Genomic DNA, 24,454 nt, shown 5'->3' on the forward strand with positions numbered 1-24,454 from the left:
ACATTAGAAATACGATATTATTAACCATTATCCTTATATTAACTTTAGCTTATATGAACCCAGAATATTTTATGCGTTTAGCTTTGGCAGAAGCAAAAGAAGGCGATGCGCCTTACGGTGCCGTCATTGTTAAAAATAACGAAATCATGGCCGTAGCTCATAACACTGTTAGTAGAGACAACGATCCATCAGCCCATGCAGAAATTAACGTCATTCGCAGTTTAACAGCTAAACTAAAAAATCCTTCTTTAGAAGGTTATAGCATATATACAACTGGCGAACCTTGCCCGATGTGTGCAACTGCTTGTGTTTGGAGTGGGTTATCAGAAATTGTATATGGTGCTTCAATTCAAGATTTAATCTCGTTAAATCAATCACAAATTAATATATCTTGCGAAGAGGTGATCGCTAAATCATTTAGAAACATCAAAGTCACAAAAGGCGTTTTAAAAAATGAATGTTTGGAGTTATTTAAATAAGCAACGCACTGGCTAATTTATAGCAATTCTGAATCATTCGTAAGAAACAAGATCCCCGACTTATTAAAGAAGTCGGGGATCTGCGGGTTGCAATTCTCATGAATCAAATAGAATTACTATAGAGGTGATAATTATAAATTACGAATTATTTAACTTGGCTCATTCAAATATGATAAATATGTATTTGCCCAAATTGCAGCTTGAGTGCGATCGCGCAAATTTAATCTGTTTAAAATATTTGTAACATGATTTTTTACCGTTCCTTCAGAAATATAGAGTTGGTGAGCAATTTCCCGGTTACTAGCGCCTGTAGCAATTAACTGCAAAACCTCTTTTTCTCTAGGAGTAAGTTCAGCTAAACTAGATGGTACAGGCAATGACTGGGTTGGTGTCGGATGAGAAAACTGAGTCAACAGTTTTTTAACTATACCTGGGCCTAGTTGAGTGTATCCTTTATGAACAGCACGAATAGCAACAGCTAATTCTTCTGATGGTGTATCTTTCAATAAATAACCCATTGCTCCATTTTGCATCGCTGCTGACACATATTCATCATCATCAAAAGTCGTCAGTACTAAAATCTTCGTTTTACCAAAACGTTTTTGAATCTCCCGCGTGGCTGCAACTCCATCCATAATCGGCATTCTGATATCCAACAATATTACATCTGGCTGTAATTGGGCAACTAAATTAATCGCTTGTTCACCATTTTCGGCTTCTCCCACTATCTCTATATCTGGTTCTAGTTCCAATAAAGCTTTTAAGCCTTGACGAATTAAACTTTGGTCATCTACCAGCAATACTTTAATCATCATGTCAACCTCATTAAGGGAATATTAACTGTAATTTTGCAACCAGAACCAAGAGCGCTATTAATATTAAACTCACCGCCTAATGCTAAAGTGCGATCGCGCATACTATGAAGTCCAAAACCGGTAGTATTTTGCCCTAAATCAAAACCTCTACCATTATCCTGAATTATCAATCGTAAATTATCTCTTGTCGTAGTCAGTTCTAATTTAATCTCGGTTGCAGAGGCATATTTAGATATATTTGTCAAAGATTCTTGAGTAATCCGGTAAATAGCAGTGTTGATTTCAGGAGGCAGAGAATATTCCAGGTTGATTTGATAAATTGGTAAAATGCCATTGGAGTGATGAAAGTTTTCTGAAAGACTAGCGATCGCTAGTTCTAAAGACTGCTCTTGTAAGGGATTAAAACGCATAGTAGAAACTGATTGACGGACATCTTTTAGCGCTTTTGAACCTAATTCTTTTGCTGTTGCTAGAAATGTTTCAGCCCTAATTGGGTTAGATTGCCACAGTTTTAAAGCAGTTTCTAATTGCAGATTTAAAGCAGTTAGAGAGTGTCCTAATGAATCATGAATTTCACGAGCAATGCGGTTACGTTCTTCCAAGGTAGCTTGATTTTCAATTCGCATGGCATATTGACGGAGTTTTTCGTTAGCGATCGCTAGCTTTTCTCGACTGTGCCGTTCAGATAATACTGCATTCATCATCAACAACACAAAAACTAAACTTAAGCCAAATACTAGCGACCAATTCAAGCTCAGAAATCGAGATCGTTCTTGTGCTTGTGGTGATGCTTGAAAATTGAATAACTGGTATTTGAGTTGTGTAGTAAATAGAAACAAGGTAAATGATAGACTTGTAACGAATAAACGCCCAGGTAACTTAAAAATTAAGCAACTCCGAGTAACTAAAATTATGTATAGAAATGGGAAAAGGCGAGCATATCTCTCACCAAAAAGTCCAGTCATTAAAATCAGTAAAATTTCAATGGCTGTGTAGATTACCTTAGTTAGCTGGTTACTCCTGGGTAATCTTAAGCCCATTAACGCAAAAATAATCAGACCATAAATTGACAGTTGTGGCAATATGTTACAAACTGACAAGTCTGGAAATGCACCACAAATTGATAGTTCTGGAGGTGGAGGCTTATGACGAAATTGGCGTAACGGAGGTGGTATAACTGCTGTCAATGCAGTAATCACTAGTAGTGTCCACTCCAGATAAAGCAGAGACGGAAAAGGATGTTTCTTAATTTGAATTAGACGACTCATCAGTTGCTTCGCTCCAGTTATGGATTAGTTAAAAGTTAGGAGTTAGGAGTTAGAAGTTAGGAGTTCCGAATATTTGAGCCGCGTTAAACAAAATAACTTTTACAACTCAGATAGGATTGCTATATAAATCAATCATAATAAAAATCTTGCTCATTCCAAATTCCTAACTCTTAACTTTCAACTCCCCACTCCTTATTGTCAATCACATTTGTCAAAATTGAATCATGACTTTAGTCATGGGTAAAACCATGACTTTCTCCTCATGTGACTACTAAAGATAAGTTCTTATGATAGTGGCATCCAACCAGGAAAAACCACCAGACAAGTAATGAAACTCAAAGCATTATCGCTAGTCGCTGGAGCGATCGCCTTAACTTTAACCGCAACCTCCTTTTCTGTTAACGCCCAAACAGCCTCTCCTTCACCCGTGCTACTTGCACAAAATCCCCAAGGAGACCCTTGGAAAAACTTGGGTCTAACAGGTATACAAAAAGCCCAAATTAAGACAATTCACGAAAATACCTGGAAGCAAATTGAAGATAACGTTTTCACCCCAGACCAAAAAACACAGTTCGAGACAGCGAAACAAGCGCATCGGGCTGAGTGGGAAGCGCGTAAGGCTCAGGGGCAAACAGGTCAACAGCAACCAGGTCAAGGTCAGCATCGTCATCATCGTGGCGGAAAAGGTTTTGCTAAGTTAAATCTGAGTGAAGCACAGAAAGAGCAAATAAAAGCACTTCGGAAGTCAGAGAAAGAACAGATTAAAGCAGTCTTGACCCCTGCACAGCAGCAACAAATACAGCAATGGCATCAAAATCGTCAACAAAACAATCCCGGATAATCCCCAATCTTTCAAAAAATACTTAATAAGTCTGAGGTGGGCAGTCCTGCCCATCTCATCCCAAAATAAGCATTGTTTTCCATAGCTAAAAATTAATAGACTTCTTGCAGAAGATGCGGAAAGGGGAAAAACTTCATCCCCTTTCCCTTTCCCTATTTATTCCCATGCCCAATTTAGTAGACTTTAAGCTAGTTATGAGTTATGAGTTAATTCAAAACTCCTAGCTTGATTAACATGTCCAAAGAATTTGCAATTGGTAGTAAAGTCCGTGTCGTGGCACTACCAGCCTACGTCAAAACTGCTGAACCTATGCCCATGCTACGCCCACCCGATGTAATTCACATTGGCGAAGAGGGTATAGTCATTGACCGCAGACCGGGTGGATATTGGGGTATTCGCTTCGCTAGGGGAGCCTTTCTCCTAGATAGCCAATACATCGAAAGCACAGATACCCCTGAGATTAGTAGTGACCAATAATTGTAAACTTGTGTAAAGTTGTGATTCTGGTTTACACCATGATTTCCCGCCGCACTTTTTTAAGCATATTATTTGCCAGCTGTATTTCTATCATCAGCTGGCTGAATTTTACCCCTGCTGCTGATGCTCTTGGTGGTAAACTTCCTGCAATTAATCAACCCGCGCCAGAGTTTACTTTGCCAACCAACACAGGTGATGGTAAAATTTCCCTCTCTGACTTGCGCGGTAAGTGGCTAGTCCTCTACTTTTATCCTAAAGACTTCACCTCTGGTTGTACTATAGAGGCTCGTCGTTTTCAGCAAGACTTAGCCCAATACCTGCAAAAAAACGCCCAGATTATTGGCGTAAGTGCTGATGATATTGATTCTCACGCCAAATTTTGTGATTCAGAGGGACTAAAATTTCCCCTGTTAGCTGATACTGATGGTTCAGTGAGTAAAGCTTATGGTTCGTGGCTCGGCTTTCTATCTATGCGCCACAGTTTTATCATCGATCCTCAGGGCGTCTTGCGCGAGACTTTTGTCAAAGTCAACCCAACTATTCACAGTTCAGAAGTGCTGGTACGACTAGAAAAATTACAGTCCGCAACTTCTTAGACCTCAATTAGGGATTTCCAACAAATAAATTATCCAATCTTGTAGGGTGAGCAGCGTTCGATGGTTCCTGAGCTTGCCTGCCCTGAGCCCTTCGACAAGTGTTACCCTGAGCTTGTCGAAGGGCTCAGGGTAACACCTGTCGTTCGCGTAGCGTCTCGTAGAGAAGGGTCGAAGGACTGAGCGCTCACGCCGAAGTCTTGCCCGCCTTTGGCTATGGGCAAACGAGACGCCCACCCCACAATAAGTAGTTGAGTATTATTTTTTATTTGTCAGTCCCTTAACTACATAAGGGGCTTAAGCCCCTTGTTATCTGCATTCTTCTTTAAGGTACAATAAACCCATCTTTTTTGAGTACAGCTTTGACTTGACTACCAGATAGAAACTCGACAAACTCTTTGGCAGCAGAGGTATTTTTACTGCTTTTAATTATTGCTACCGGATAGACAATCGGTGAGTGAAACTTATCATCAGCAGCGACTACGACTTTTACCTTGTTGGAAATTTTGGCATCAGTGGCATAAACTAAACCGGCTTCGGCGTTACCACTTTCTACTGCTGCTAAAACTTGACGCACATTGTTAGCAAAAACCAATTTTGACTTGACCCGATCATAAAGTTTCAATTTCTTTAAGACTTGCTCCCCATATTGACCGGCGGGTACACTTCTGGGTTCACCGATCGCAATTTTTTTAATCTTACTATCTGTTAAATCGTAGAAGCTAGCGATGCCAACAACATCCTGAGCCACAATCAAGACTAGACGGTTATTTGCTAGGTTAGTACGGCTACCTGTTAGCAACAGTCCTTTTTCTTCCAAGGCATCCATTTGTTTTTTCCCAGCAGAAATAAAGATATCTGCTGGCGCCCCTTGCTCAATCTGTTGCTGTAAAGCACCAGAAGCCCCAAAGTTATAACTAATATTCACATCTGATTTACTTTGTTGGTAAAGAGGCTTAATTTCTTCCAGCGCCTCTTTTAAGCTGGCGGCCGCGGACACGAGTATGCTGGTGTTTGACTGTGCTATTACAGGAGAAGGAGTAACCAACGGTAAACCAATTGCTAGCAGCAAGCCAGCAACCGCTATACCCAGAAAGCCAAAAAGTTGTCTTCTTTTCATAAAAAAGCTGCTTGAGAGGTTTTTTTTCTAAAATTGATGCTAGGTAGAATCCTAACAATAATACCAAAATTTCCCCAACTATATCGGTAAAATTATGCCTAGAAAAGAACAAGGGTGGGTTACATTCCAAACCTCAGAAGAGGAGCGAAAGATTTTGGAAGACTTTTGTGGACAGTCTCAGCGAACCAAGACGGAGATTCTTCGGGAATTGGTACGTGGTCTTAATCAACACTCTTCACCATCCAACTCGCAACCAACCATAAACACAGAAGAGGAAGATATCTACACTCAAAAGCCTGAGAGAGAAATTAGTATTCAAAAGAAACCACTCAAAGTTAGCTCCCGCAATATTCTAAAGGGTGTTGTTAAACGAGTTGTCACTGGAGCCGTTAATAGTGAGGTGACGCTGGAGATTGTTCACAAAGTTATGTTAACTTCGATTATCACCAGAGTATCGGTTGAAGAGTTGGGTTTGTCTGAAGGGAAAGAGGCTTATGCCGTTATTAAGTCCAATGATATAGTTATTGCCAGTGAATAGGCTGTGGCGATCGCTATTCTGACAGAAATTTTCGTCTTAAATAGACCACGCGGTAGGGGCACAGCAATGCTGTGCCCCTACAACATCTGTGGTTCAATTAAATTAAAACTGAAACAGCTCTGCCTTAACCCAATCCGCTTGGGTTAAATTTTGTCATACTCTATTTGTCCATAGTCAAGTTTGATAATTCGGTTTGCTAAATGAAAATAGCGATCGTCGTGGCTAATCACCAGCACTGTTTTGCCCCGCGATCGCAGTTCTGGTAAAAGTTGAGTGTAGAATATTTCCTTGAATACTGGATCTTGATCGGCTGCCCATTCATCAAATAGATAAATTGGTCGATCTTCCAAGTAGGCTGTGAGCAAAGCTAGTCGTTTCCGTTGTCCTTGAGAAAGTGCTGTGGTGGAAAGTTGCCCATTTTCAACTTTCACCTTATGGTCTAGTTGCAGTTGTTGTAAATATTTTGTGGCTTGAGCATCCAAGTGATAATTTTTTAATCCTAAAAGTTGTTCAAATAAATAAAAGTCGGAAAATACCACGGAAAAATGCTGACGATACCATTCTCGGTTCTGTTCGCTAATTAACTCGTCATCAAACCAAATTTCGCCGTCATCAGGAATGTAAAGTCCAGTAATTAGTTTCGCTAGGGTAGATTTACCGCTACCATTCCCGCCGACAATGAAGACTAATTCTTGAGGATAAAGTGTCAAGTCGATGGGGCCAAAAATAAAGCTATTGTCTTCTTTAACCGTGTCGTAAGTATGAGTAACACTTTGAAATTTCAAGCTGTGCCAGTCAGATTTAATCGCAGGTGGAACAGTGGATATTTCAGTTCGACTAGCTAGAGATAAACCCAATGAATCAATTTTTTGCAAAGCAATGCTGGCTTTGCTTAATAGGGGAAGTTTACTGATGATGTTATCCATTGGTAACACCAAGTAAGTGAAGGTCAAAATGTAGCCAGAAAGAGTTTCGCTATTGATGGCAAGCAGATTAGGCAACACAAACAGTACAAAACCGAGGGCAAAAAAGAAGACGAGTTGACCCCAGCTTGTAGTTATGGCAAAAAGGGTTAGACCGTTAACGTTGTGATGACGGAATTCGGTAGCAGTTGATTGGAGTTTTTCTTCTAAAAAGTCTTCACGCCGCCTGTAGTTTAGCTTGAGTTCCTTGACTCCTTCGGTAATGGTGCGAAAATGTTTAAATAGATGATCTTCATCTTCACGAGCTAGAGCCAGCAATTTCCTTCCTCTGTTGAGTAGCCACTGACAACTAGCGATCGCTACTACTGAAATCGCACAAACCATCAACAATACTAACCAAGAGAGCCAAGTTATATACGCTACGCAACCCAAAACGATCGCTAAATTAATAAAGATGAAAGGCATCTGATAAACAGCATTAGCAACCGCCTGAATATCTTCTGTGAGAGTTGCCAATAATCGAGGATTCCCTAAGCGTTCCAGATGACTCAACTTTGAAGCGAGAATTTGGCGACTCAAACCCATCTGTAATTTCAAAACTGCATTCTGAGAAAGGCGAATTAGCATCACTTGAGAAATGATACTGGTAATCAGTGCAACTATTGCTAGCCCCACAAAACCCCAAATTATCGATGTGAGGCGGGAAGCGGAACTATTACTAGCAGCATGGCTAATTAAGGCAATCAAGCCAGCACTACTACCGCCACTCAAGAATCCAGTAGCGATCGCGATCGCTACCATCCCCCACGAAGAACGCACCAACCATCGTAAAATCAACACTTTCAGCCTTTATGCAATTCCTCAATTGTACTATCAGACTGAGCTTTCACGTTAAGTTGACACTAATTAGGACTTACGCAAAACTACACGCTATAAGGGCAATTCATGTAGCTTTAGCTTCCCGAAGGGTATTGCCCCTACCTAAAAATCATTCTTTTCAGCTATTGTTTGTGTAAGTCCTGGAGAAGTCGGGGATCTTGTTTCTGCGCGTTTGATTCAGGATTGCTATAGCTGTGCGCCGCTACTTGTATCAATTGATAAAACTAATGATCACCATTGATTAATATCACGTTCAATTCATAGATAAACAACAATAGCTATTATTGATTAATCAAATAGTCGATTAGATAAGAATTAATTAGAGTAATTATCTCAAATTTATTTAGATAAAGTAATTCCATTTTGACAGATATAACGGTAAGCTGTTTCTAACAAAATTAAACAAAGATAAATTTTGATTATCTGCGGTCGCTGGGTTAACTGGGATCAACGCCAGTTGATTCAAAACCCTGAACTTTTGATGAAAATCTAGAGGTAAGTTGATGGCTCAGTTTCTAGTTGAGACTGTTTGGCTAGTTCCGTGCTATGCCTTAATAGGTGGCTTGTTAGCTGTGCCTTGGTCGCCGGGGATCATTCGGAAAACCGGGCCAAGACCGGCGGGTTATGTAAACTTGGTGATGACATTTTTGGCGTTTGTACATAGTGGCATCGCTTTACAAACAACTTGGAATCAGCCACCCCAAAATGTATTTATTCCTTGGTTATCTACGGCTGGTTTAGACTTAACCATTGCTTTAGAAATTTCCTCAGTCAGTGTCGGCGCTTTGGTTGTGATTACTGGCTTGAATTTGCTGGCGCAGATTTATGCGATCGGCTACATGGAAATGGATTGGGGTTGGGGACGCTTCTATTCGTTATTAGGATTATTTGAAGCGGGACTATGTGCCCTTGTTCTGTGTAATAACTTGTTCTTTAGCTATGTAATTTTGGAAGTCCTCACACTGGGAACCTACCTTTTAGTGGGCTTATGGTTTAGCCAGCCGTTGGTAGTTTCAGGTGCAAGAGACGCTTTCTTAACCAAGCGCGTGGGAGACTTATTCTTGCTGATGGGCGTGTTGGCATTATGGCCTCTCGCCGGAACTTGGAATTATACAGAACTAGCGCAGTGGGCGGCTACTGCAAATGTTAACCCGACAACAATGGGACTCGTAGGTTTAGCCTTAATTGCTGGGCCGATGGGCAAATGTGCCCAGTTCCCCCTACATTTGTGGTTGGATGAAGCGATGGAAGGCCCTGTTCCGAGTACGATTTTGCGGAACTCGGTAGTAGTCGCTAGTGGTGCATGGGTGCTGATTAAATTGCAACCTGTGTTAACCATCTCGCCCATAGTTTCCTCTGCAATGGTGGGAATTGGGGTTGTGACAGCGTTGGGTGCTTCTTTGATTGCGATCGCTCAAATTGATCTTAAACGCTGCCAATCCTATTCTGTGAGTGCATACATGGGTTTAGTATTCATCGCCGTGGGAGTGCAACAATCCGAAACGGCGTTGTTGTTAGTACTCACCCATGCCATATCCGCAGCCCTGTTGGTGATGAGTACTGGGGGAATTATCTGGAATAGCATCACCCAAGATGTCACCCAATTAGGCGGATTGTGGACACGTCGCCCGATTTCAGCAATAGCCTTTATCGTCGGGACTTTGGGATTAATTGGTTTTCCACCCTTGGGTAGCTTTTGGGCGTTGATGGAACTAGCAGATGGGTTGTGGGAAACGCAACCTTGGTTAGTGGGAGTAGTGGTAGCGGTAAATACTTTAACAGCCGTGAGTTTAACCAGAGAATTCGGTTTAATTTTTGGTGGTAAAGCTACACAAATGAGTCAGCGATCGCCGGAAGCACACTGGCCGATGATTCTGCCAATGATCATTTTACTTGGTGTCAGTCTACATCTTCCTTTAGTGTTGCAAAGCTTATCAATTTTACCCGATTGGACAAGCCTAAATAAAGATGTTGCACTACTTTTAATTTCGTCGAGTATTTTCGGTTGCAGCATCACTGGCATGATTTATTTAGGGAATATTCCGAAACCGATTCGCCTGCCTTGGCAAGGTTTACAAGACTTATTTGCATACGATTTTTACACCCCCAAACTCTATCGGATGACCATTATTTTCAGCGTTGCCAAAATTTCCCAACTTGCCGATATGATTGACCGCTTTGTAGTCGATGGCATCGTTAATTTAGTTGGTTTATTTTCGCTATTAGGTGGCGAAAGTCTCAAATACAGCACCTCTGGACAAACCCAATTTTATGCCTTCACTGTTCTTTTAGGAGTAGGCGTTTTAGGAATGTGGGTAACTTGGCCGTTTTGGGGAGTGCAGTTTTTAAATGTAATTTTTCAAATCTCGACAGTTGGGTATCAGTAACTATCCTACTACAAGTTAACAGTTTAATATTTTGAGAATAATTCCATGAGCAGACAACATCCCCAGATAAATCTTTCCAGAAGAAGTTTATTCAAGTTTAGTGCAGGTGCGATCGGTACAGGTGTGTTGACAGCTGGACTTAGCTCAAACTTACTTGCAGCAGAAATTGCCCCAGCAGAAGATGAGATTACCCCCGATAAAGCATTGCAAGAGTTATTAGATGGGAATGAAAGATTTGCCCAAAGAAAACGTCGTAATCCACACCAAACATATTCACGTTTAGCCGAAGTTGCCAAAGGTCAAAAGCCCTTTGCTTCTATTCTCAGTTGTGCAGATTCACGCGTACCTTCAGAGATTGTCTTTGACCAAGGACTTGGAGATTTATTTGTCTGCCGTGTAGCTGGTAATATTGCCACACGAGAAGAAATTGGTAGCCTAGAATTTGGCAGTTTAGTATTAGGTTCTAAAGTCATTATGGTAGTGGGGCATGAAAGATGTGGTGCGGTAGATGCTGCAATCAAAGGTGCTGAAGTACCAGGGCAAATCGGAAGTTTACTTGAGGCGATTAAACCGAGTGTAGAAAGCTCAAAAGGAAAATCAGGAGATAAGTTAGAAAACGCTTGTAAAACAAACGTTTTAGCACAAATTAAAAAATTGAAATCATCGCCAGTTTTATCTGAGTTAATCAAGGCAGAAAAGCTGAAAATAGTCGGAGCTTATTACGATTTAGATACTGGCAAAATCAGTATAGTAGGCTAGCTTTTTTGTACTTAAATATCGTTCCCAGTTGGAAGACTGGGAATGCAAATTCATACTGCCTCATGAATTCGCGGCAGAGCCGCAATGAAGTGTGTTTCCAGTCGGAGACTGGGAACGAGGAAAAGACAAAGGACAAAATTACCATGTTAAGTGTCTTGATTTGGCTGCCAATTTTCGCTGCTATTTTCATCGCGGTATTACCTCTAAATATCCCTAAAGATCGCATTCGGTTAACAGCATTAATTTTGGCTGGGATAGTTCTATTTTGGAACATTTTTATCCTGCTAAAATTTGATATCAGCAATCCAGGAATGCAATTTCAAGAGTATTTACCCTGGAATGAAACCCTTGGCTTGAGCTATCAATTAGGTGTTGATGGGCTTTCTATATTGATGTTGGTGTTAAATAGCCTACTCACCTGGATTGCGATTTACAGCAGTAGTAAAGAAACTGAACGCCCCCGGCTATTCTACTCGATGATTTTATTAGTTAGTGGAGGAGTCGCAGGTGCTTTTGTCGCGGAGAATTTGCTGCTATTCTTCCTGTTCTACGAACTAGAATTAATCCCCTTCTACTTACTAATTTCAATTTGGGGAGGAGAAAAACGGGGTTATGCTGGGATTAAATTCCTGATTTATACTGCTGTTTCCGGAGCCTTAATTCTGGCGACATTCTTGGGTATGGTGTGGCTGAGTGGTTCTACCAATTTCGCTTTTGATGCAGTCTCTACAGAAAACTTGTCAACAGCCAAACAAATCCTTTTACTAGCAGGAATTGTATTAGGTTTTGGGATTAAAATTCCCTTAATTCCCTTCCATACTTGGCTACCCGATGCTTATGTTGAGGCTTCAGCACCAATTGCGATTCTTCTTGGTGGCGTGTTGGCAAAGTTGGGAACCTATGGATTGCTGCGATTTGGGTTGGGTATGTTTCCCCATGCTTGGAGTATTATTGCACCGAATCTGGCGATTTGGGGAGCAGTCAGCGCTATTTATGGGGCAGTAATTGCGATCGCTCAAAAAGATATCAAGCGCATGGTAGCATACAGTTCCATCGGTCACATGGGTTATGTATTGCTAGCTGCTGCCGCCAGTACTCCTTTAGCACTTGTAGGTGCAGTCGCCCAAATGTTTAGCCACGGTATCATCTTGGCGATTCTTTTCCATTTGGTGGGAGTCGTGGAAGCTAAAGTTGGCACCCGCGAGTTAGATAAACTCAATGGTTTGATGAGTCCCATACGCGGTTTACCCTTAATTAGCGCCCTACTGGTTTTAAGTGGTATGGCTAGTGCTGGTATTCCCGGTTTAACAGGATTCATTGCAGAATTTATCGTCTTTCAAGGTAGTTTCTCTGTCTTTCCCATTTCGACAATTTTGTGTGTAGTAGCTAGTGGATTAACCGCAGTTTATTTTGTGATTCTCCTCAACCGTACCTGTTTTGGCAGACTCGATAACTTAGCTTACTATCCCAAAGTTTTATGGTCTGAGAAAATACCAGCTTTAATTTTGGCAGCTTTTATCATCTTTTTGGGAGTACAACCCACTTGGCTAGTGCGTTGGAGTGAATCCACAACTACAACAATGGTGGCTACAATTCCCTCTTTGGAAAAAACCGTCATATTTGAAGTAGCGGTGAAATAGGAAATAAATCAAAACACTTGTAGAGACGGCGATTTATCGCGTCTCAAAACCTATCCCCCAGACGCGATAAACCGCGTCTCTACCAATTCCCCATTACCATGACAGCAATTAAAACAGCAATTAAATTACCTCCTTCAAAGCACGAATTTGCCGAAGTAATTCACCGCCTAGAAGCAGGCGGTGCAATGTTACCCGATACCCCAGAAAATTTGATGCAAATCATCGGTTTATACAAAGCTTATGCTGTGCCGATGGATTTTTACTGGCGTGACTTGCTTTATATTGCCGAACGCGAATTTTTAAACCCGCTTCCCTTCTTTAAATACTTCTTACCCAAAGAGTATTTAGAACGGCATAATCATTATGCTGGCGATGATGCCGATTTACGAATTTGGCGCGGCGAAGCTACTGCACATCCAGAACTTTTGGCATTTATTGAGAAGGGTGAAACTTTCAAAATGCCGAAGTTGTTGCATCACTTGTTCCACGATCGCATTAACATGGAATTTGCGGAAGCTTGTATGCGGGCGATGTTGTGGCACAGAGGGATGGGTGGACAATTTGACCCTTACCTAGATTCCGAAGAATACAAAGCCAACGCTGACAAGGCAATTAAAGCTTACTTCCAAGGGAATCCCGTAATGCTGGGACTTTACAAGCTGTTCCCTGATATGTTTTTGGAACAGTGCCGCCAGATGTCATACTACGCTAACCTGGGCTTATTCTGGGAAGTCATGGCCCCAGTATTCTTTGAAATGTCCGACCGCTATGACGAAGGGACAATTAGCAGCGTCCCAGAGGCGATGAGCTTTTTAGTTAATGGTATATTTGCGATCGCAGGTCGTCCCATTTACCATCATGTTTATATTCGTGGCGAATGCTATGAAATTGTTCCCAAATCTAAGGGTTTCATGTGGCTATATGAAGCTGCATTACCGTATGTAGAAGCAGTTTTCTACCGCACTGCACCCTTCCGAGGCACAAAATCTTATAATGCTCAAGCGCGTCAAGTACCAGAAGACCAAAAAGACTTTCACTATGGCATTCTTTACGCTGATGTATTTCCAGTGGGTACTGCTGGCATTCCCCCCACATTATTAATGCAAGATATGCTGCATTTTTTGCCCCCATATCTTGTTGATTACTACAGGCAACATTGCCGGGGTGAAGAAGATATGTTGATTCAGTTGGGAGTTAGTTTTCAACGCTCAATGTATTGTGTCACTTCTGCGGTAATTCAAGCTTTGCGGACTGCACTTTTATATCCATTGGATGACGAAAATATTCAGCATTTACAAGCAAATCGAGATTTCTTTGAAATGCAGCTAAATCGCTTTACTCGACCCGAATATAACATTCGTGATGCGGCTCGTTTGGGGAGTATTCAAAAACAAGATTATAGATAAGAAATCCCCCCAGCCTCCTTTTTTAGGACAGGGTGTTTTCATAGGAAAAAAGAAAAATACATAACCCGGATTTATTAGACCTCTTGCAAAAGTCCCTAAGAGGATGTTTTAAAAGTCCGATTGTAGGTATCCAAACGTTTTAGTTCCTCCTAAATCCCCCTTAAAAAGGGGGACTTTGATTCCAAGTTCCCCCCCTTTTTAAGGGCAGGGCTGTTTCATTCGATCTCTTAGGGATTTTGTCAAGAGTATGAGTCAGAAATTTGCTTAAGTGGGAAAAACAAAAATTACCACCTCAATCAGTAAATTTAAGTGCGATGTCTACGACGGGCTACGCCTACGCCATTTTCTTGCACAATCAGATTTTTTAGTCACCTGATTTTTTTACTTGAAACGCTTGTAAATCAGCGTCTTTTAGGTAATGAAACAGCCCTGCCTTTTTAAGGGGGGTTAGGGGGGATCAACAAGCAACGAAAACTTAGAAATGATAGGAGAGTATATTTCCGCATTATCAAACTCTGCTGCTTTACACTGTCAAAATACTGGTTATATAGTTTGGGGAATTGAGGATAAGACTCATAAGGTTGTAGGTACTCAATTTAAACCTAAACAAGCAAAAAAGGGTAATGAAGAATTAGAAAATTGGTTATTTAAGTTACTTTTTCCTAAAATTAATTTTAAAATTCATGAATTTACTTTTCAAAGTCAAAACCTAGTATTATTTGAAATTTACAGTGCTAGCCATCAGCCTGTTAGTTTTCAAGGAATAGAATATATTAGAGTTGGTAGCTACAAGAAAAAACTTAAAGATTATCCAGAAAAGGAAAAAGAATTATGGAATTTATTTACTTACCAAACCTTTGAAAAAAGAATAGCCTTGGAAAATATAACAGCAGATGAGGTTTTAGCAAAAATTAATTACCCAAGCTATTTTGAACTAACAAAACAGAATCTTACTGATAATAAACAAGGAATTTTAAATCGTTTAAGTGAAGAAAAAATAATAAATATAAAAATTGGTGATTATTATGATATAAACAATGTTGGAGCAATACTTTCTGCGAAAAAATTAAGCGATTTTGACCGATTAGCAAGAAAAGCGATTAGAGTTATTATCTATAAAGATAAAAATAGAATTTCTACTCAAAGAGAACGAGTTTTTGAAAAAGGTTATGCTATAAGTTATGAAGAAATTATTGAGTTTATTAATGATCAACTTCCTCAAAATGAACAAATTGGTAAAGCCCTACGCCAAAATATCAAAATGTATCCAGAAATTGCTATTAGAGAATTAGTTGCCAATGCCATGATTCATCAAGATTTTAATATGACTGGCGTTAGTTCTACTATTGAGATATTTTCTGATCGTATGGAAATTAGAAATCCGGGTGAACCGTTAGTTGATACAATGCGTTTTATAGACGTACCTCCTCAATCTCGCAACGAAGATTTAGCTGCTTTTATGAGAAGAATTAATATCTGTGAAGAACGTGGTAGCGGTATAGATAAAGTAATTCATTCAATAGAGCTTTTTCAATTACCTGCCCCAGAATTTAATGCTAATAATCAACACACAGAAGCTATTTTATTTAGCTATAGAGAATTAAAAGATATGGATAAAAGTGATCGTATTAGAGCTTGTTATCAACACGCTTGTTTACGTTTTGTCTGTCGTGAATAAATGACTAATGAATCCTTAAGACAAAGATTTGCTATTGACGATAAAAACTATTCTATGGCTTCCAGAATTATCGCGGATACAATTAGTGAAAACTTAATTAAGTCTTATGACCCTGAAAATAAATCCAAGAAACACGCTAAATATGTGCCATACTGGGCATAAATACTTATATATTTTATTTATATTACTTATAACTTAATCTTATGTGACTCTTATGTGACTGGCAATCAAAATTAGCAAGTTTATAAAACGATAAAATCGCTGAAAGCATTATCGTTACGTGTTTTAAAGAATTTTGTTTGAGCGCTTGTTATGTGATTCAATAAACTTCTGTGACTTTCACCATGTTCCTAAGCGGCAGATAACGACACTTACACCACTAGAATACGATTCAGACAAGTTTTTTGGCGGTCTTTAGCACGAGCGCCATTAGCATTGTCGTCTCTAGGGATATTTCTGGTTCTGAATTCTTCTTGAATGAATTATTTCGGACTGGGATCGGCTATGCTACCTTTGAGGTTTTATCCTAAAGAAGTGTTAGGTAGAAGCTCCGAACTATATATAAGGAAATATATCTATGAAAAAAACTTTGTTTCTCAGTCCTCCTTCCTTCGATGGGTTTGATGGTGGAGCAGGTTCCCGATACCAAGCCAAGCGCGAAATTACTTCCTTCTGGTATCCGACATGGCTGGCGCAACCCGCAGCCCTTGTACCTGGTAGTAAGCTTATCGATGCACCACCACATGGCCAAACAGTCGAAGATGTCATCAAAATTGCTCAAGATTACGAGCTAATTATCATGCACACCAGCACGCCTTCGCTGCCTAATGATGTGAAGTGTGCCGAGACAATCAAAGCTCAAAACCCTGATATCCAGATTGGCTTGATTGGAGCGCACGTAGCAGTATTACCAGAGCAGACGCTGGTTGAAAACCCAATTATTGACTTTGTGTGTCGCCACGAATTTGATTATACCTGCAAGGAATTAGCAGAAGGTAAATCTTGGGAGGAAATCACAGGTCTAAGCTACCGCGATCGCCAGGGTAATATACGTCATAATGAAGACCGCCCTTTGATTCACGATTGGGATTCTCTGCCCAGTGTATTGCCGATTTATCACCGTGATTTGGATATTACCAAATACTTTATCGGCTACTTGCTACATCCATATATTTCCTTTTACACTGGGCGGGGCTGTCCAGCAAAATGTACCTTCTGCCTTTGGCCGCAAACAATTGGAGGACACATATACCGCACTAAAAGCCCAGAAGCAGTTGGGCGCGAGATGGAAGAAGCTAAAGCTCTCTTCGGCGACAAGGTGCGAGAATATATGTTTGATGACGACACCTTTACTATAGACAAATATCGGGCGATCGCAATTAGCGAACACATGCAACGACTCAAACTAACTTGGAGTTGCAACGCCCGTGCAAACCTGGACTATGACACCCTCAAACAACTACGCAATAATGGCTTACGGCTATTATTAGTAGGATTTGAATCTGGCAATCAGCAAATTTTGGATGGAATTAAGAAAGGAGTCAAGCTGGAAGTAGCGCGGAAGTTTATGGACAATTGTCATAAACTTGGCATTACCGTACACGGTACATTTATCATTGGTTTACCCGACGAAACCCAAAAAACAATTGAGGAAACAGTCCGTTTTGCTTGCGATATTAGTCCTCATACAATTCAGGTTTCGATCGCAGCTCCCTATCCCGGAACAGAACTTTATCGTCAAGCACAAGAAAATAATTGGTTTAGCAACAATTCCTTAATTGCCAGTTCAGGAATTCAAATGTCCACACTGCAATATCCAAATCTCTCCAGTGCTGAAATTGAGGATGCAGTTGAGAAGATGTATCGGAAGTTCTACTTCCGTCCCAGAGCAATTATCCCAATTGTCACTGAAATGCTCACCGATCCTCAAATGTTAGTGCGCCGCCTGCGTGAAGGGCGGGAATTTTTCTCCTACTTAAAAGATCGTCGCACCCAAGCAACTGCTAAAGCCGAATCAGTAGTTGTTAGTTAGTTGTTGATTGTTCTTTTTAGAGCTAACCCAGCCAAATATCAGTCAATAGCTAAATTATCAGAAAAATACAAAACTTATGCAAGCAAAGCGATTCGCCATCATCAATGGTGATGACTTTGGTTTCTCCGAAGGAGTTAATCAAGCAATTATCAAAGCACACGAACAAGGAGTCCTAACGAGTACCAGCCTGATGGTGAGCGCTGATGCTGCAAAAGAGGCTGTCACGTTGGCAAATGCCCACCCAAACCTAGCTATTGGTCTCCATCTTGTATTGATATGTGGGCGCTCCGTCCTACCGCCAGAGCAAATACCCCATTTAGTTGACAAACAAGGTAACTTTTCCAACAGTCCATTGTTCGCCGGATTGCGCTATCAATTTGTTAGGGAAACCCGTCAAGAACTACGACAAGAAATTCGCGCCCAGTTAGAAAAATACCGTTCAACTGGTTTGCCTCTCTCTCATGTAGATGGACATTTGCATTTGCATATGCATCCAGTAATCTTGCGTATTTTAGTTGAACTGGCATCAGAATTTGATATTAAAGTAATTCGTCTTCCAAGTGAGGAACTGGGGTTAACCCTGAGAGTTAATCGCAGTCATCTGCTGACAAAGCTAGTTTGGTCAGGAGTATTCGGCAGACTCCGCAGCTATGGTGAGAAGATGTTAAAATCCCAAGGTATTAGTTTTACCCAAAGAGTTTACGGTTTATTGCAAACTGGTGGCGTTACAGAGGAATATTTGCTTGGGTTGATACCCCAAATCCAGGCAAACTTGGTGGAGATTTACTCTCATCCGGCGCTCGCTATTCATGGCGATCCTTTGAATGGGGCTATAGAGGCAGGTGAAGCAGAACTTGCTGCTTTATTAAGTGAGCAGGTACACGAAGCGCTCCTTAGTAACGGCTTTGAAATTACCAACCACCATTTACTATCCCAACGTGCCACCTAAAGAAGAATTCAGAATTTTGAATTCAAAAGTAATAACTTTGTCATCCCAATTTCATTTAATATACATAAAAAAGTCCTAAACTTCTCAGCAGCAAATCGAGAAAATACTAACATTACTTGCCTGCTAATCAATTCCATGTTTATATCTACTTTGTTCACAAATTTTCACCTGATTATCATTGGTTTCCTGCTAATTTTGTGCGTATCATCTATCTGGTTTTATTGCTATGCAATTTATGCAGCAATAGCTTTTTTTGCTGATCCCCGGCCAATTGATCTAGAGTTTCATCCACCTGTTAGTATCCTCAAACCCATTTGTGGGCTTGATAGCGATGCTTATGAAAACCTAGCCTCATTTTGTCAGCAAGACTATCCAGAATATCAAATCATCTTTGCTGTGCGAAGTTCTAAAGACCCTTGCATACAGGTTGTAGAGAAAATCATCGATAATTTTCCAGATTTGGATATTCTGTTGCTCGTAAGCGATCGCGTCATCGGTACAAACCTGAAAGTTAGCAACTTGGCCAATGCCGTAGCCAAAGCTAAATACGAAATTTTAGTCCTTGCTGATAGTGACATCCGAGTTGGAACAGACTATTTGCAAAGAGTTATCCAGCCATTGCAAGACGAAAGCGTGGGTGTAGTTACTTGTATGTATCGAACCTTAACTCAAGGATGGATATCGACATTAGAGGCTATTAGTATTACTACTGACTTTCATGCTGGGGTTTTAGTCAGCAACATCCAGGAAAATGGTATAAAATATGCCTTTGGTTGCACCATTGCCATGCCGAAAAAAGTACTAGAAGCCATCGGTGGATTTGAAGCGATCGCTGATTATCTAGCAGATGATTTCCAACTTGGCTATCTACCTGTCCAAGCAGGTTACAAAGCTGTGCTTTCCGATTACATAGTTGAACATCTACATAAAGGCAGCACCTTAATTGATGTCATCAAGCGCCAGATTCGTTGGGCGCTTTGTAAACGAGTTTCTCGTCCTTGGGGTTATCTAGGACTAATTTTTACCTATGGTGTCGTCACCAGCTTGCTGCTGCTAATTGCCACAGATGGTTCAATGCTAGGATGGCTAGCACTATGTATCTGTTGGCTAACAAGATTAGTAATGGCTTGGGTTGTTGGTACTATCAGTCTGAAAGATCCAATTGTCAAAAAGTTTGTGTGGCTAGTTCCTGGGTGCGACTTGTTAAGCTTTGCTATTTGGTGTTTTGGCTTTATTGGCAACACTATAGAGTGGCGGGGGCAGAAAATGAAGCTAACTAAAGATGGAAAATTACAAGTACAAGAAGACAAAAGTTATCAATTATCAACTAAGGTTTTGACTAAGACACTGTAGCGGAAATTTAGCTACCTTTAAGTAATTACGAATGAGCAAAATACATTAAAAGTGAACACAGAAATCCCCATAAGGGACTGACAAATAAAAAAATACTCAACTACTTCTTGTGGGGTGGGCGTCTCGCCCGCCTTGGGCTAAGGGCGAGACGCGCACCCCACAAGATTGGATAATTTATTTGTTGGAAATCCCCATAATTAAAATTAGGGGATTTGGATCAAGAGTTTTTAACCCACTGAGGCGGTCACTGAGCTTGCGTTGCCCTGAGCTTTGTCGTACCACTTCGTGGAAGCAAGCTACGCGTAGCGTCTCGTAGAGAAGGGTCTAAGTGTAGGTTTTGTATTTCGACTGCGCTCAACACAAGTCTGTATAGCCGTGAATTCTATTCGCTAGGGCTAGTATACTAATTCATTACGAATTCAGAATTATTTTAACAGGGCATCAAAGCATTTAATCTTCCCAGTACTGCCATATCTTCTGCATCTAACTCCGCCGGAATACCACTGCGAATTAATTCTGAAAAGTCTTCATTAGGAACCATAACAGTCAACGTGTATAAACGAGTAGAACCAGTATTTTTAATCAAATGAGTCCCAGTGTGAGGCACCAATAAACTATCTCCAGCTTTGATCACGGCACTCTTGCCGTCACACATAGCGATCGCTTCCCCTTTGAGAATGAAAAACATTTCCACCGCCCCCTGATGGCGATGTGGCGGTGTTTGTCCCCCAACATCAAAAATTTCTATGCAGCAAGTCAAGGAAATATTAGCATTTGTCGAATCGAAGATAATTGCTAATCGATTAGAGTCGTTGGGACTGATGCGATATACCTGGTAATCTTTGAGAGATTTGATCACCGGAATTACACAACGAGAAGTGTACATTTATTTATCCCTTCTGAAGTGATTGATAAGTATGAAAATTCCTAAAATCTAAGTTCTGAGTATTGAGTTGTATCTTTGAATTACAGAATCACTAATTCCTAAATATTCCTCACTGCTATACAGAACTTTTTGAATCAACTGTGGTTTACAAACCAGATAATTAAGCCTTGGTTTTCGGCATTAATTATAATCTACAACTAAAGAAAGCTTAATTTTGTGAAGTTTAGATAGTTTTAATTAAATTTTTAACAATTTAGTATTGCTCCTCACTCTTTTGCAGTGCTGTTAAAATTGCTTGCGAGTCAGTGACAAAACCGAAGCATTGTTTGACATTATACAATGTCGCCAGCCAACAATATTCAGGAGAAGTGGTAGCGGTACAGTCTTTAACTAAAACGCAGTCATATCCTAAGAAGTTGGCATCACATAATGTAGTTAGCACACATTGATCAGCATTAACACCAGCAAAAAATAATGTTGTCCTTCCCAGATTCCGCAAGATAGTATCTAATGGCGTATCCCAAAACCCACTCATGCGGTATTTGTCCACACGAATATCTTCGGGAATCTGTTCTAGTTCGTCTACTACTGCTGCGGCCCAACTACCTGCCATGAGTACTCTAGCACCATTGCTTGGCAGGGGATCGCCCAATCCCACACCCTCCCCTGTAGGATTATATACGTGACGCGAACCAGCACTAATATTGAGTAAGTCGGGACGATTTCCCCAATTTACCCAAATGACTGGAACACCAGTTTCACGTAGTTCTGGAAGTAAGTTGTTCAAAGGTTCAATGGGCTGACGCGCCGGAGTTACATCTACACCGATATGCGCTAACCAGCCATCAGGGTGACAGAAGTCGTTTTGCATATCAATGACGAGGATAGCAGTTTTTGCCAAGTCTAGGCGCAGGGTTTTAGTTTCAGTTGATAAAATAACCGGTTGTGGCGTCTTTTGAAGACGAGTAATATCTGCGATCGCATGATTCACTGTCCACGCATTTGGCGCAACTCCCAATGTCCGAAAAGGCTGATTCATAAATTGCAATACCCAACACCATTTTCTCTTTTGTAACTTGAAATTCAGTTGAAAATACAATTACTTAATCAAGGTTAAATATGGTAGATTTCCCAAAAAGAACCTCCAACGGCACGGAAGCCCCTTGGCAACAGATGCGGTCGCCTTGAATATACTCATGCTGCGGTTCCTTAGCAACGTAGATTAAATAAAATGGAAACTTTATCCTGTCTCTCAATCCCTCTCCTTTATCAGGAGAGGGATTGAGGGTGAGGTAAACCAGAGACCGGACACCCGACAAAATTTGCTATGTTATACCATTTCACACAAACCCTGATACATATAGATTTCTCGTAGGTGCACAGAAAAAGCTCATTGGTGTCAACTTAAGCGAAAAATCGCTTATTTGTTGGCTTCCATGCCCGCCTGGAACTAAAGTTCTTTGGCTTTTAGCTAAAGTCTACTCAAGTAGACTAAAGATTTTTCAGATTATTTAGTCATCTTGAGATGACTTTCGCTATTAGCAAGGAACTTCAGTTCCTTGTGGGACATGGCTTTTACGTTAAGTTGACAAGTATGAGCTTTTTCTGTGCCCCTACCAACGTATTTGTATGATTATTAAAGTGAAAAGGTATTACTCATGCTCAGACGCTTAAGTAGCCGTAAAATATCCTCAGTGGCTATGCTTGTGCTTGTTATATGCTTTACTCTGGTAAGTGTGCGTTCATTTGGGCAAACAATTATGACATCAGCACCCCAACTACTCACTGACCCATTTTTGCAACTGCCAACTGAAACCTCAGTACGAGTAGTTTGGTTTACTGAGTTTCTTGGTGTTAATCATACAGTAACCTACGGGGAAAATCTCAAACAAACTGCTAAGGCAAATATTATCAAACTCAGTCGCACGCGTGAAGACCAACACTCAAGAGTTGCAAACCAAACCAAAGACGGCCAAGTTTATCAAAAACCCGTCCAGCGTGATATTTGGCGACATGAAGCTGAGGTAACTGGGTTAACTCCTGGTTTGCGGGTAAACTATCGTGTTACGAGTGTGCGAGAAGACGGCGAAAGTGTTAGCAGTGATGTTTTTAGCCTCGCAGCTACTCCAAAACCGGATACACCATTAAAAATTTTACTCACCTCTGACCATCAATTAAAGCCGATGACATCTGCAAATCTGCAAAAGGTGGTAGAAACGGTTGGACGAGTCGATGGAGTGTGGTTTGCTGGTGATTTGGTCAATGTTAGCGATCGCGCCTCAGAATGGTTTGATGATCATAGTGGTGGTGCGTTGTTTCCCGGTTTACAAGGTCGTGCTAAATATGACATGACGCACGACGGTATTAAGACAACCTATACTGGTGGCCAAATAATTCAATATGCACCCATGTTTACTTCCATTGGCAATCATGAGGTGATGGGGCGCTTTGCCAGGACGGAAAGTTTAAATGGTGAATTTGATGATACAATTCCCCGTGTTGTTGCTCAAAAAATCTACTCGGACAAATCTTTAATAGATAATTCTTTTAATACTAATACCTACGAAGAGATTTTCTCTTTACCAAAAAGTAAAGATGGGGGAAAAAGGTATTATGCAGTTAGTTTTGGCGATGTGCGTTTGGTGGTACTGTACGCTACGAATACATGGCGCACTCCCAGCTTAGATCGAAAGCGTAAAGGTAGATATCAAGAAGCAGAAAAGGATTTAAATAATCCTGAATATTGGGGTTATGGACAGTTGATTTATGAGCCAATTGCTAAAGGCAGCAAGCAGTATAATTGGTTAGAGGCAGAACTCAACAGCCCTGAGTTTAAACAAGCAAAATACAAAGTTGTAATGTTCCATCATCCGCCCCATACTCTGGGTGATAATATAGTTCCGGCTTATACAGAACCAGTACAAATAATTGAACGAGATAACGATAATATCAAAGCAGTGCGTTACGAGTACCCCAAAGACGCAGATTATATTATCCGCGATGTTGTCCCTTTACTAGAAGCGGCTAATGTGCAATTGGTATTCTATGGACATTCCCATTTGTGGAACCGCTTTATTAGTTCCAGTGGAATGCACTTTCTGGAAACATCTAATGTGGGCAATACTTACGGCGCGGCTTGGGGTGACAGAAAGCGAGAAGTGCCAATTGGATATCAAGAAAATTATGTTAAGCTTGGTGATCCCAATGGTTTAGAACCGATAGTACCAACAATTGCTCCCTTGCTGGGTGAAGATGGCAAGCCGATGCCTTATATTGCGAGTAATGATATTACGGTTTTCAGTATCTTTGATACGGGGACAGCTACAATAAGTAGTTATCGCTTTGATACCCGCAAGCCTGATTCGGAAGTATTGAAGTTTGATGAATTTAAGTTGAAATAGGGAATAAGTAGAACGGCGTTAATATTGAGT

21 protein-coding genes are annotated in these 24,454 nt (G+C 40.7%); 15 read left to right on the top strand and 6 right to left on the bottom strand.

Features of this window, described 5'->3' with window-relative positions; genetic code table 11:
* Positions 1–53: 53 nt before the first annotated feature.
* Positions 54–479 (top strand): nucleoside deaminase, encoded by a 426-nt coding sequence (locus HWQ38_RS35500; protein ID WP_292803653.1) that lies wholly within the window; start codon positions 54–56, stop codon positions 477–479.
* A gap of 149 nt (positions 480–628) precedes the next feature.
* On the opposite strand, the gene HWQ38_RS35505 is transcribed toward HWQ38_RS35500, so the two are convergent.
* Positions 629–1,291, bottom strand: coding sequence for a response regulator transcription factor (locus HWQ38_RS35505; protein ID WP_292803803.1), 663 nt, complete (start codon positions 1,289–1,291; stop codon positions 629–631).
* Positions 1,291–2,562 (bottom strand): sensor histidine kinase, encoded by a 1,272-nt coding sequence (locus tag HWQ38_RS35510; RefSeq protein ID WP_292803656.1) that lies wholly within the window; start codon positions 2,560–2,562, stop codon positions 1,291–1,293. The genes HWQ38_RS35505 and HWQ38_RS35510 overlap by 1 nt, the downstream gene beginning before the upstream one ends.
* Before the next feature lie 328 nt (positions 2,563–2,890).
* Here HWQ38_RS35510 and HWQ38_RS35515 point away from each other — a divergent pair, with 328 nt between their 5' ends.
* The 3 genes from HWQ38_RS35515 (at position 2,891) to HWQ38_RS35525 (ending at position 4,476) form a co-directional block, all read left to right on the top strand.
* Complete coding sequence (locus tag HWQ38_RS35515; protein ID WP_292803659.1) at positions 2,891–3,403, top strand: P pilus assembly/Cpx signaling pathway, periplasmic inhibitor/zinc-resistance associated protein; 513 nt, start codon at positions 2,891–2,893, stop codon at positions 3,401–3,403.
* Positions 3,404–3,637: 234 nt separating this feature from the next.
* Positions 3,638–3,880 (top strand): regulatory protein SipA, encoded by a 243-nt coding sequence (gene sipA, locus HWQ38_RS35520; protein ID WP_292803662.1) that lies wholly within the window; start codon positions 3,638–3,640, stop codon positions 3,878–3,880.
* Between the two features lie 38 nt (positions 3,881–3,918).
* Complete coding sequence (locus HWQ38_RS35525; RefSeq protein WP_292803806.1) at positions 3,919–4,476, top strand: peroxiredoxin; 558 nt, start codon at positions 3,919–3,921, stop codon at positions 4,474–4,476.
* Between the two features lie 322 nt (positions 4,477–4,798).
* On the opposite strand, the gene modA is transcribed toward HWQ38_RS35525, so the two are convergent.
* A complete protein-coding gene (modA, locus tag HWQ38_RS35530; protein ID WP_292803664.1) occupies positions 4,799–5,593 on the bottom strand; it encodes a molybdate ABC transporter substrate-binding protein in 795 nt (264 codons plus the stop codon).
* A gap of 94 nt (positions 5,594–5,687) precedes the next feature.
* Between modA and HWQ38_RS35535 the strand changes: the two genes are divergently transcribed.
* Positions 5,688–6,131 carry a molybdopterin-binding protein gene (locus HWQ38_RS35535; RefSeq protein ID WP_292803667.1) on the top strand — a complete coding sequence of 148 codons (444 nt, stop codon included), beginning with the start codon at positions 5,688–5,690 and terminating at the stop codon, positions 6,129–6,131.
* A 143-nt stretch (positions 6,132–6,274) separates the two neighbouring features.
* Here the strand turns inward: HWQ38_RS35535 and HWQ38_RS35540 are convergent, their stop codons facing one another.
* Positions 6,275–7,894: a cyclic peptide export ABC transporter gene (locus tag HWQ38_RS35540; protein WP_292803670.1), complete on the bottom strand. Its 1,620-nt coding sequence runs from the start codon at positions 7,892–7,894 to the stop codon at positions 6,275–6,277.
* Positions 7,895–8,436: 542 nt separating this feature from the next.
* On the opposite strand from HWQ38_RS35540, the gene HWQ38_RS35545 reads away from it, so the two are divergent.
* The 9 genes from HWQ38_RS35545 (at position 8,437) to hpnI (ending at position 20,137) form a co-directional block, all read left to right on the top strand.
* Positions 8,437–10,320, top strand: coding sequence for an NAD(P)H-quinone oxidoreductase subunit F (locus tag HWQ38_RS35545; protein ID WP_292803673.1), 1,884 nt, complete (start codon positions 8,437–8,439; stop codon positions 10,318–10,320).
* A gap of 45 nt (positions 10,321–10,365) precedes the next feature.
* A complete protein-coding gene (locus HWQ38_RS35550) occupies positions 10,366–11,079 on the top strand; it encodes a carbonic anhydrase (protein WP_292803676.1) in 714 nt (237 codons plus the stop codon).
* 143 nt (positions 11,080–11,222) lie between these two features.
* Positions 11,223–12,719 carry an NADH-quinone oxidoreductase subunit M gene (locus HWQ38_RS35555; RefSeq protein ID WP_292803679.1) on the top strand — a complete coding sequence of 499 codons (1,497 nt, stop codon included), beginning with the start codon at positions 11,223–11,225 and terminating at the stop codon, positions 12,717–12,719.
* 92 nt (positions 12,720–12,811) lie between these two features.
* Positions 12,812–14,125: a CO2 hydration protein gene (locus tag HWQ38_RS35560; protein WP_292803809.1), complete on the top strand. Its 1,314-nt coding sequence runs from the start codon at positions 12,812–12,814 to the stop codon at positions 14,123–14,125.
* 481 nt (positions 14,126–14,606) lie between these two features.
* Positions 14,607–15,803, top strand: coding sequence for an ATP-binding protein (locus tag HWQ38_RS35565; RefSeq protein WP_292803682.1), 1,197 nt, complete (start codon positions 14,607–14,609; stop codon positions 15,801–15,803).
* Positions 15,804–15,965: a hypothetical protein gene (locus HWQ38_RS35570; protein ID WP_292803684.1), complete on the top strand. Its 162-nt coding sequence runs from the start codon at positions 15,804–15,806 to the stop codon at positions 15,963–15,965.
* A 415-nt stretch (positions 15,966–16,380) separates the two neighbouring features.
* Positions 16,381–17,835 (top strand): hopanoid biosynthesis associated radical SAM protein HpnJ, encoded by a 1,455-nt coding sequence (hpnJ, locus tag HWQ38_RS35575; RefSeq protein ID WP_292803687.1) that lies wholly within the window; start codon positions 16,381–16,383, stop codon positions 17,833–17,835.
* Positions 17,836–17,911: 76 nt separating this feature from the next.
* The gene (hpnK, locus tag HWQ38_RS35580) at positions 17,912–18,784 is read left to right on the top strand and encodes a hopanoid biosynthesis-associated protein HpnK (RefSeq protein ID WP_292803690.1); all 873 of its coding nucleotides are present in this window, start codon (positions 17,912–17,914) and stop codon (positions 18,782–18,784) included.
* 135 nt (positions 18,785–18,919) lie between these two features.
* Positions 18,920–20,137 carry a bacteriohopanetetrol glucosamine biosynthesis glycosyltransferase HpnI gene (gene hpnI, locus HWQ38_RS35585; protein WP_292803693.1) on the top strand — a complete coding sequence of 406 codons (1,218 nt, stop codon included), beginning with the start codon at positions 18,920–18,922 and terminating at the stop codon, positions 20,135–20,137.
* Positions 20,138–20,567: 430 nt separating this feature from the next.
* Here hpnI and HWQ38_RS35590 read toward each other — a convergent pair whose 3' ends face one another.
* Positions 20,568–21,023 carry a cupin domain-containing protein gene (locus tag HWQ38_RS35590; RefSeq protein ID WP_292803696.1) on the bottom strand — a complete coding sequence of 152 codons (456 nt, stop codon included), beginning with the start codon at positions 21,021–21,023 and terminating at the stop codon, positions 20,568–20,570.
* A gap of 253 nt (positions 21,024–21,276) precedes the next feature.
* Entirely contained in the window at positions 21,277–22,062 is a 786-nt protein-coding gene (locus HWQ38_RS35595; RefSeq protein WP_292803699.1) for an isochorismatase family cysteine hydrolase, read from the bottom strand.
* A 721-nt stretch (positions 22,063–22,783) separates the two neighbouring features.
* Between HWQ38_RS35595 and HWQ38_RS35600 the strand changes: the two genes are divergently transcribed.
* A complete protein-coding gene (locus HWQ38_RS35600; RefSeq protein WP_292803702.1) occupies positions 22,784–24,424 on the top strand; it encodes a metallophosphoesterase family protein in 1,641 nt (546 codons plus the stop codon).
* Positions 24,425–24,454 lie beyond the last annotated feature (30 nt).

Origin of the sequence: Nostoc sp. NMS7 (assembly GCF_017115085.1) — a bacterium.
In the GTDB taxonomy this organism is placed as follows: Bacteria; Cyanobacteriota; Cyanobacteriia; order Cyanobacteriales; family Nostocaceae; genus Nostoc.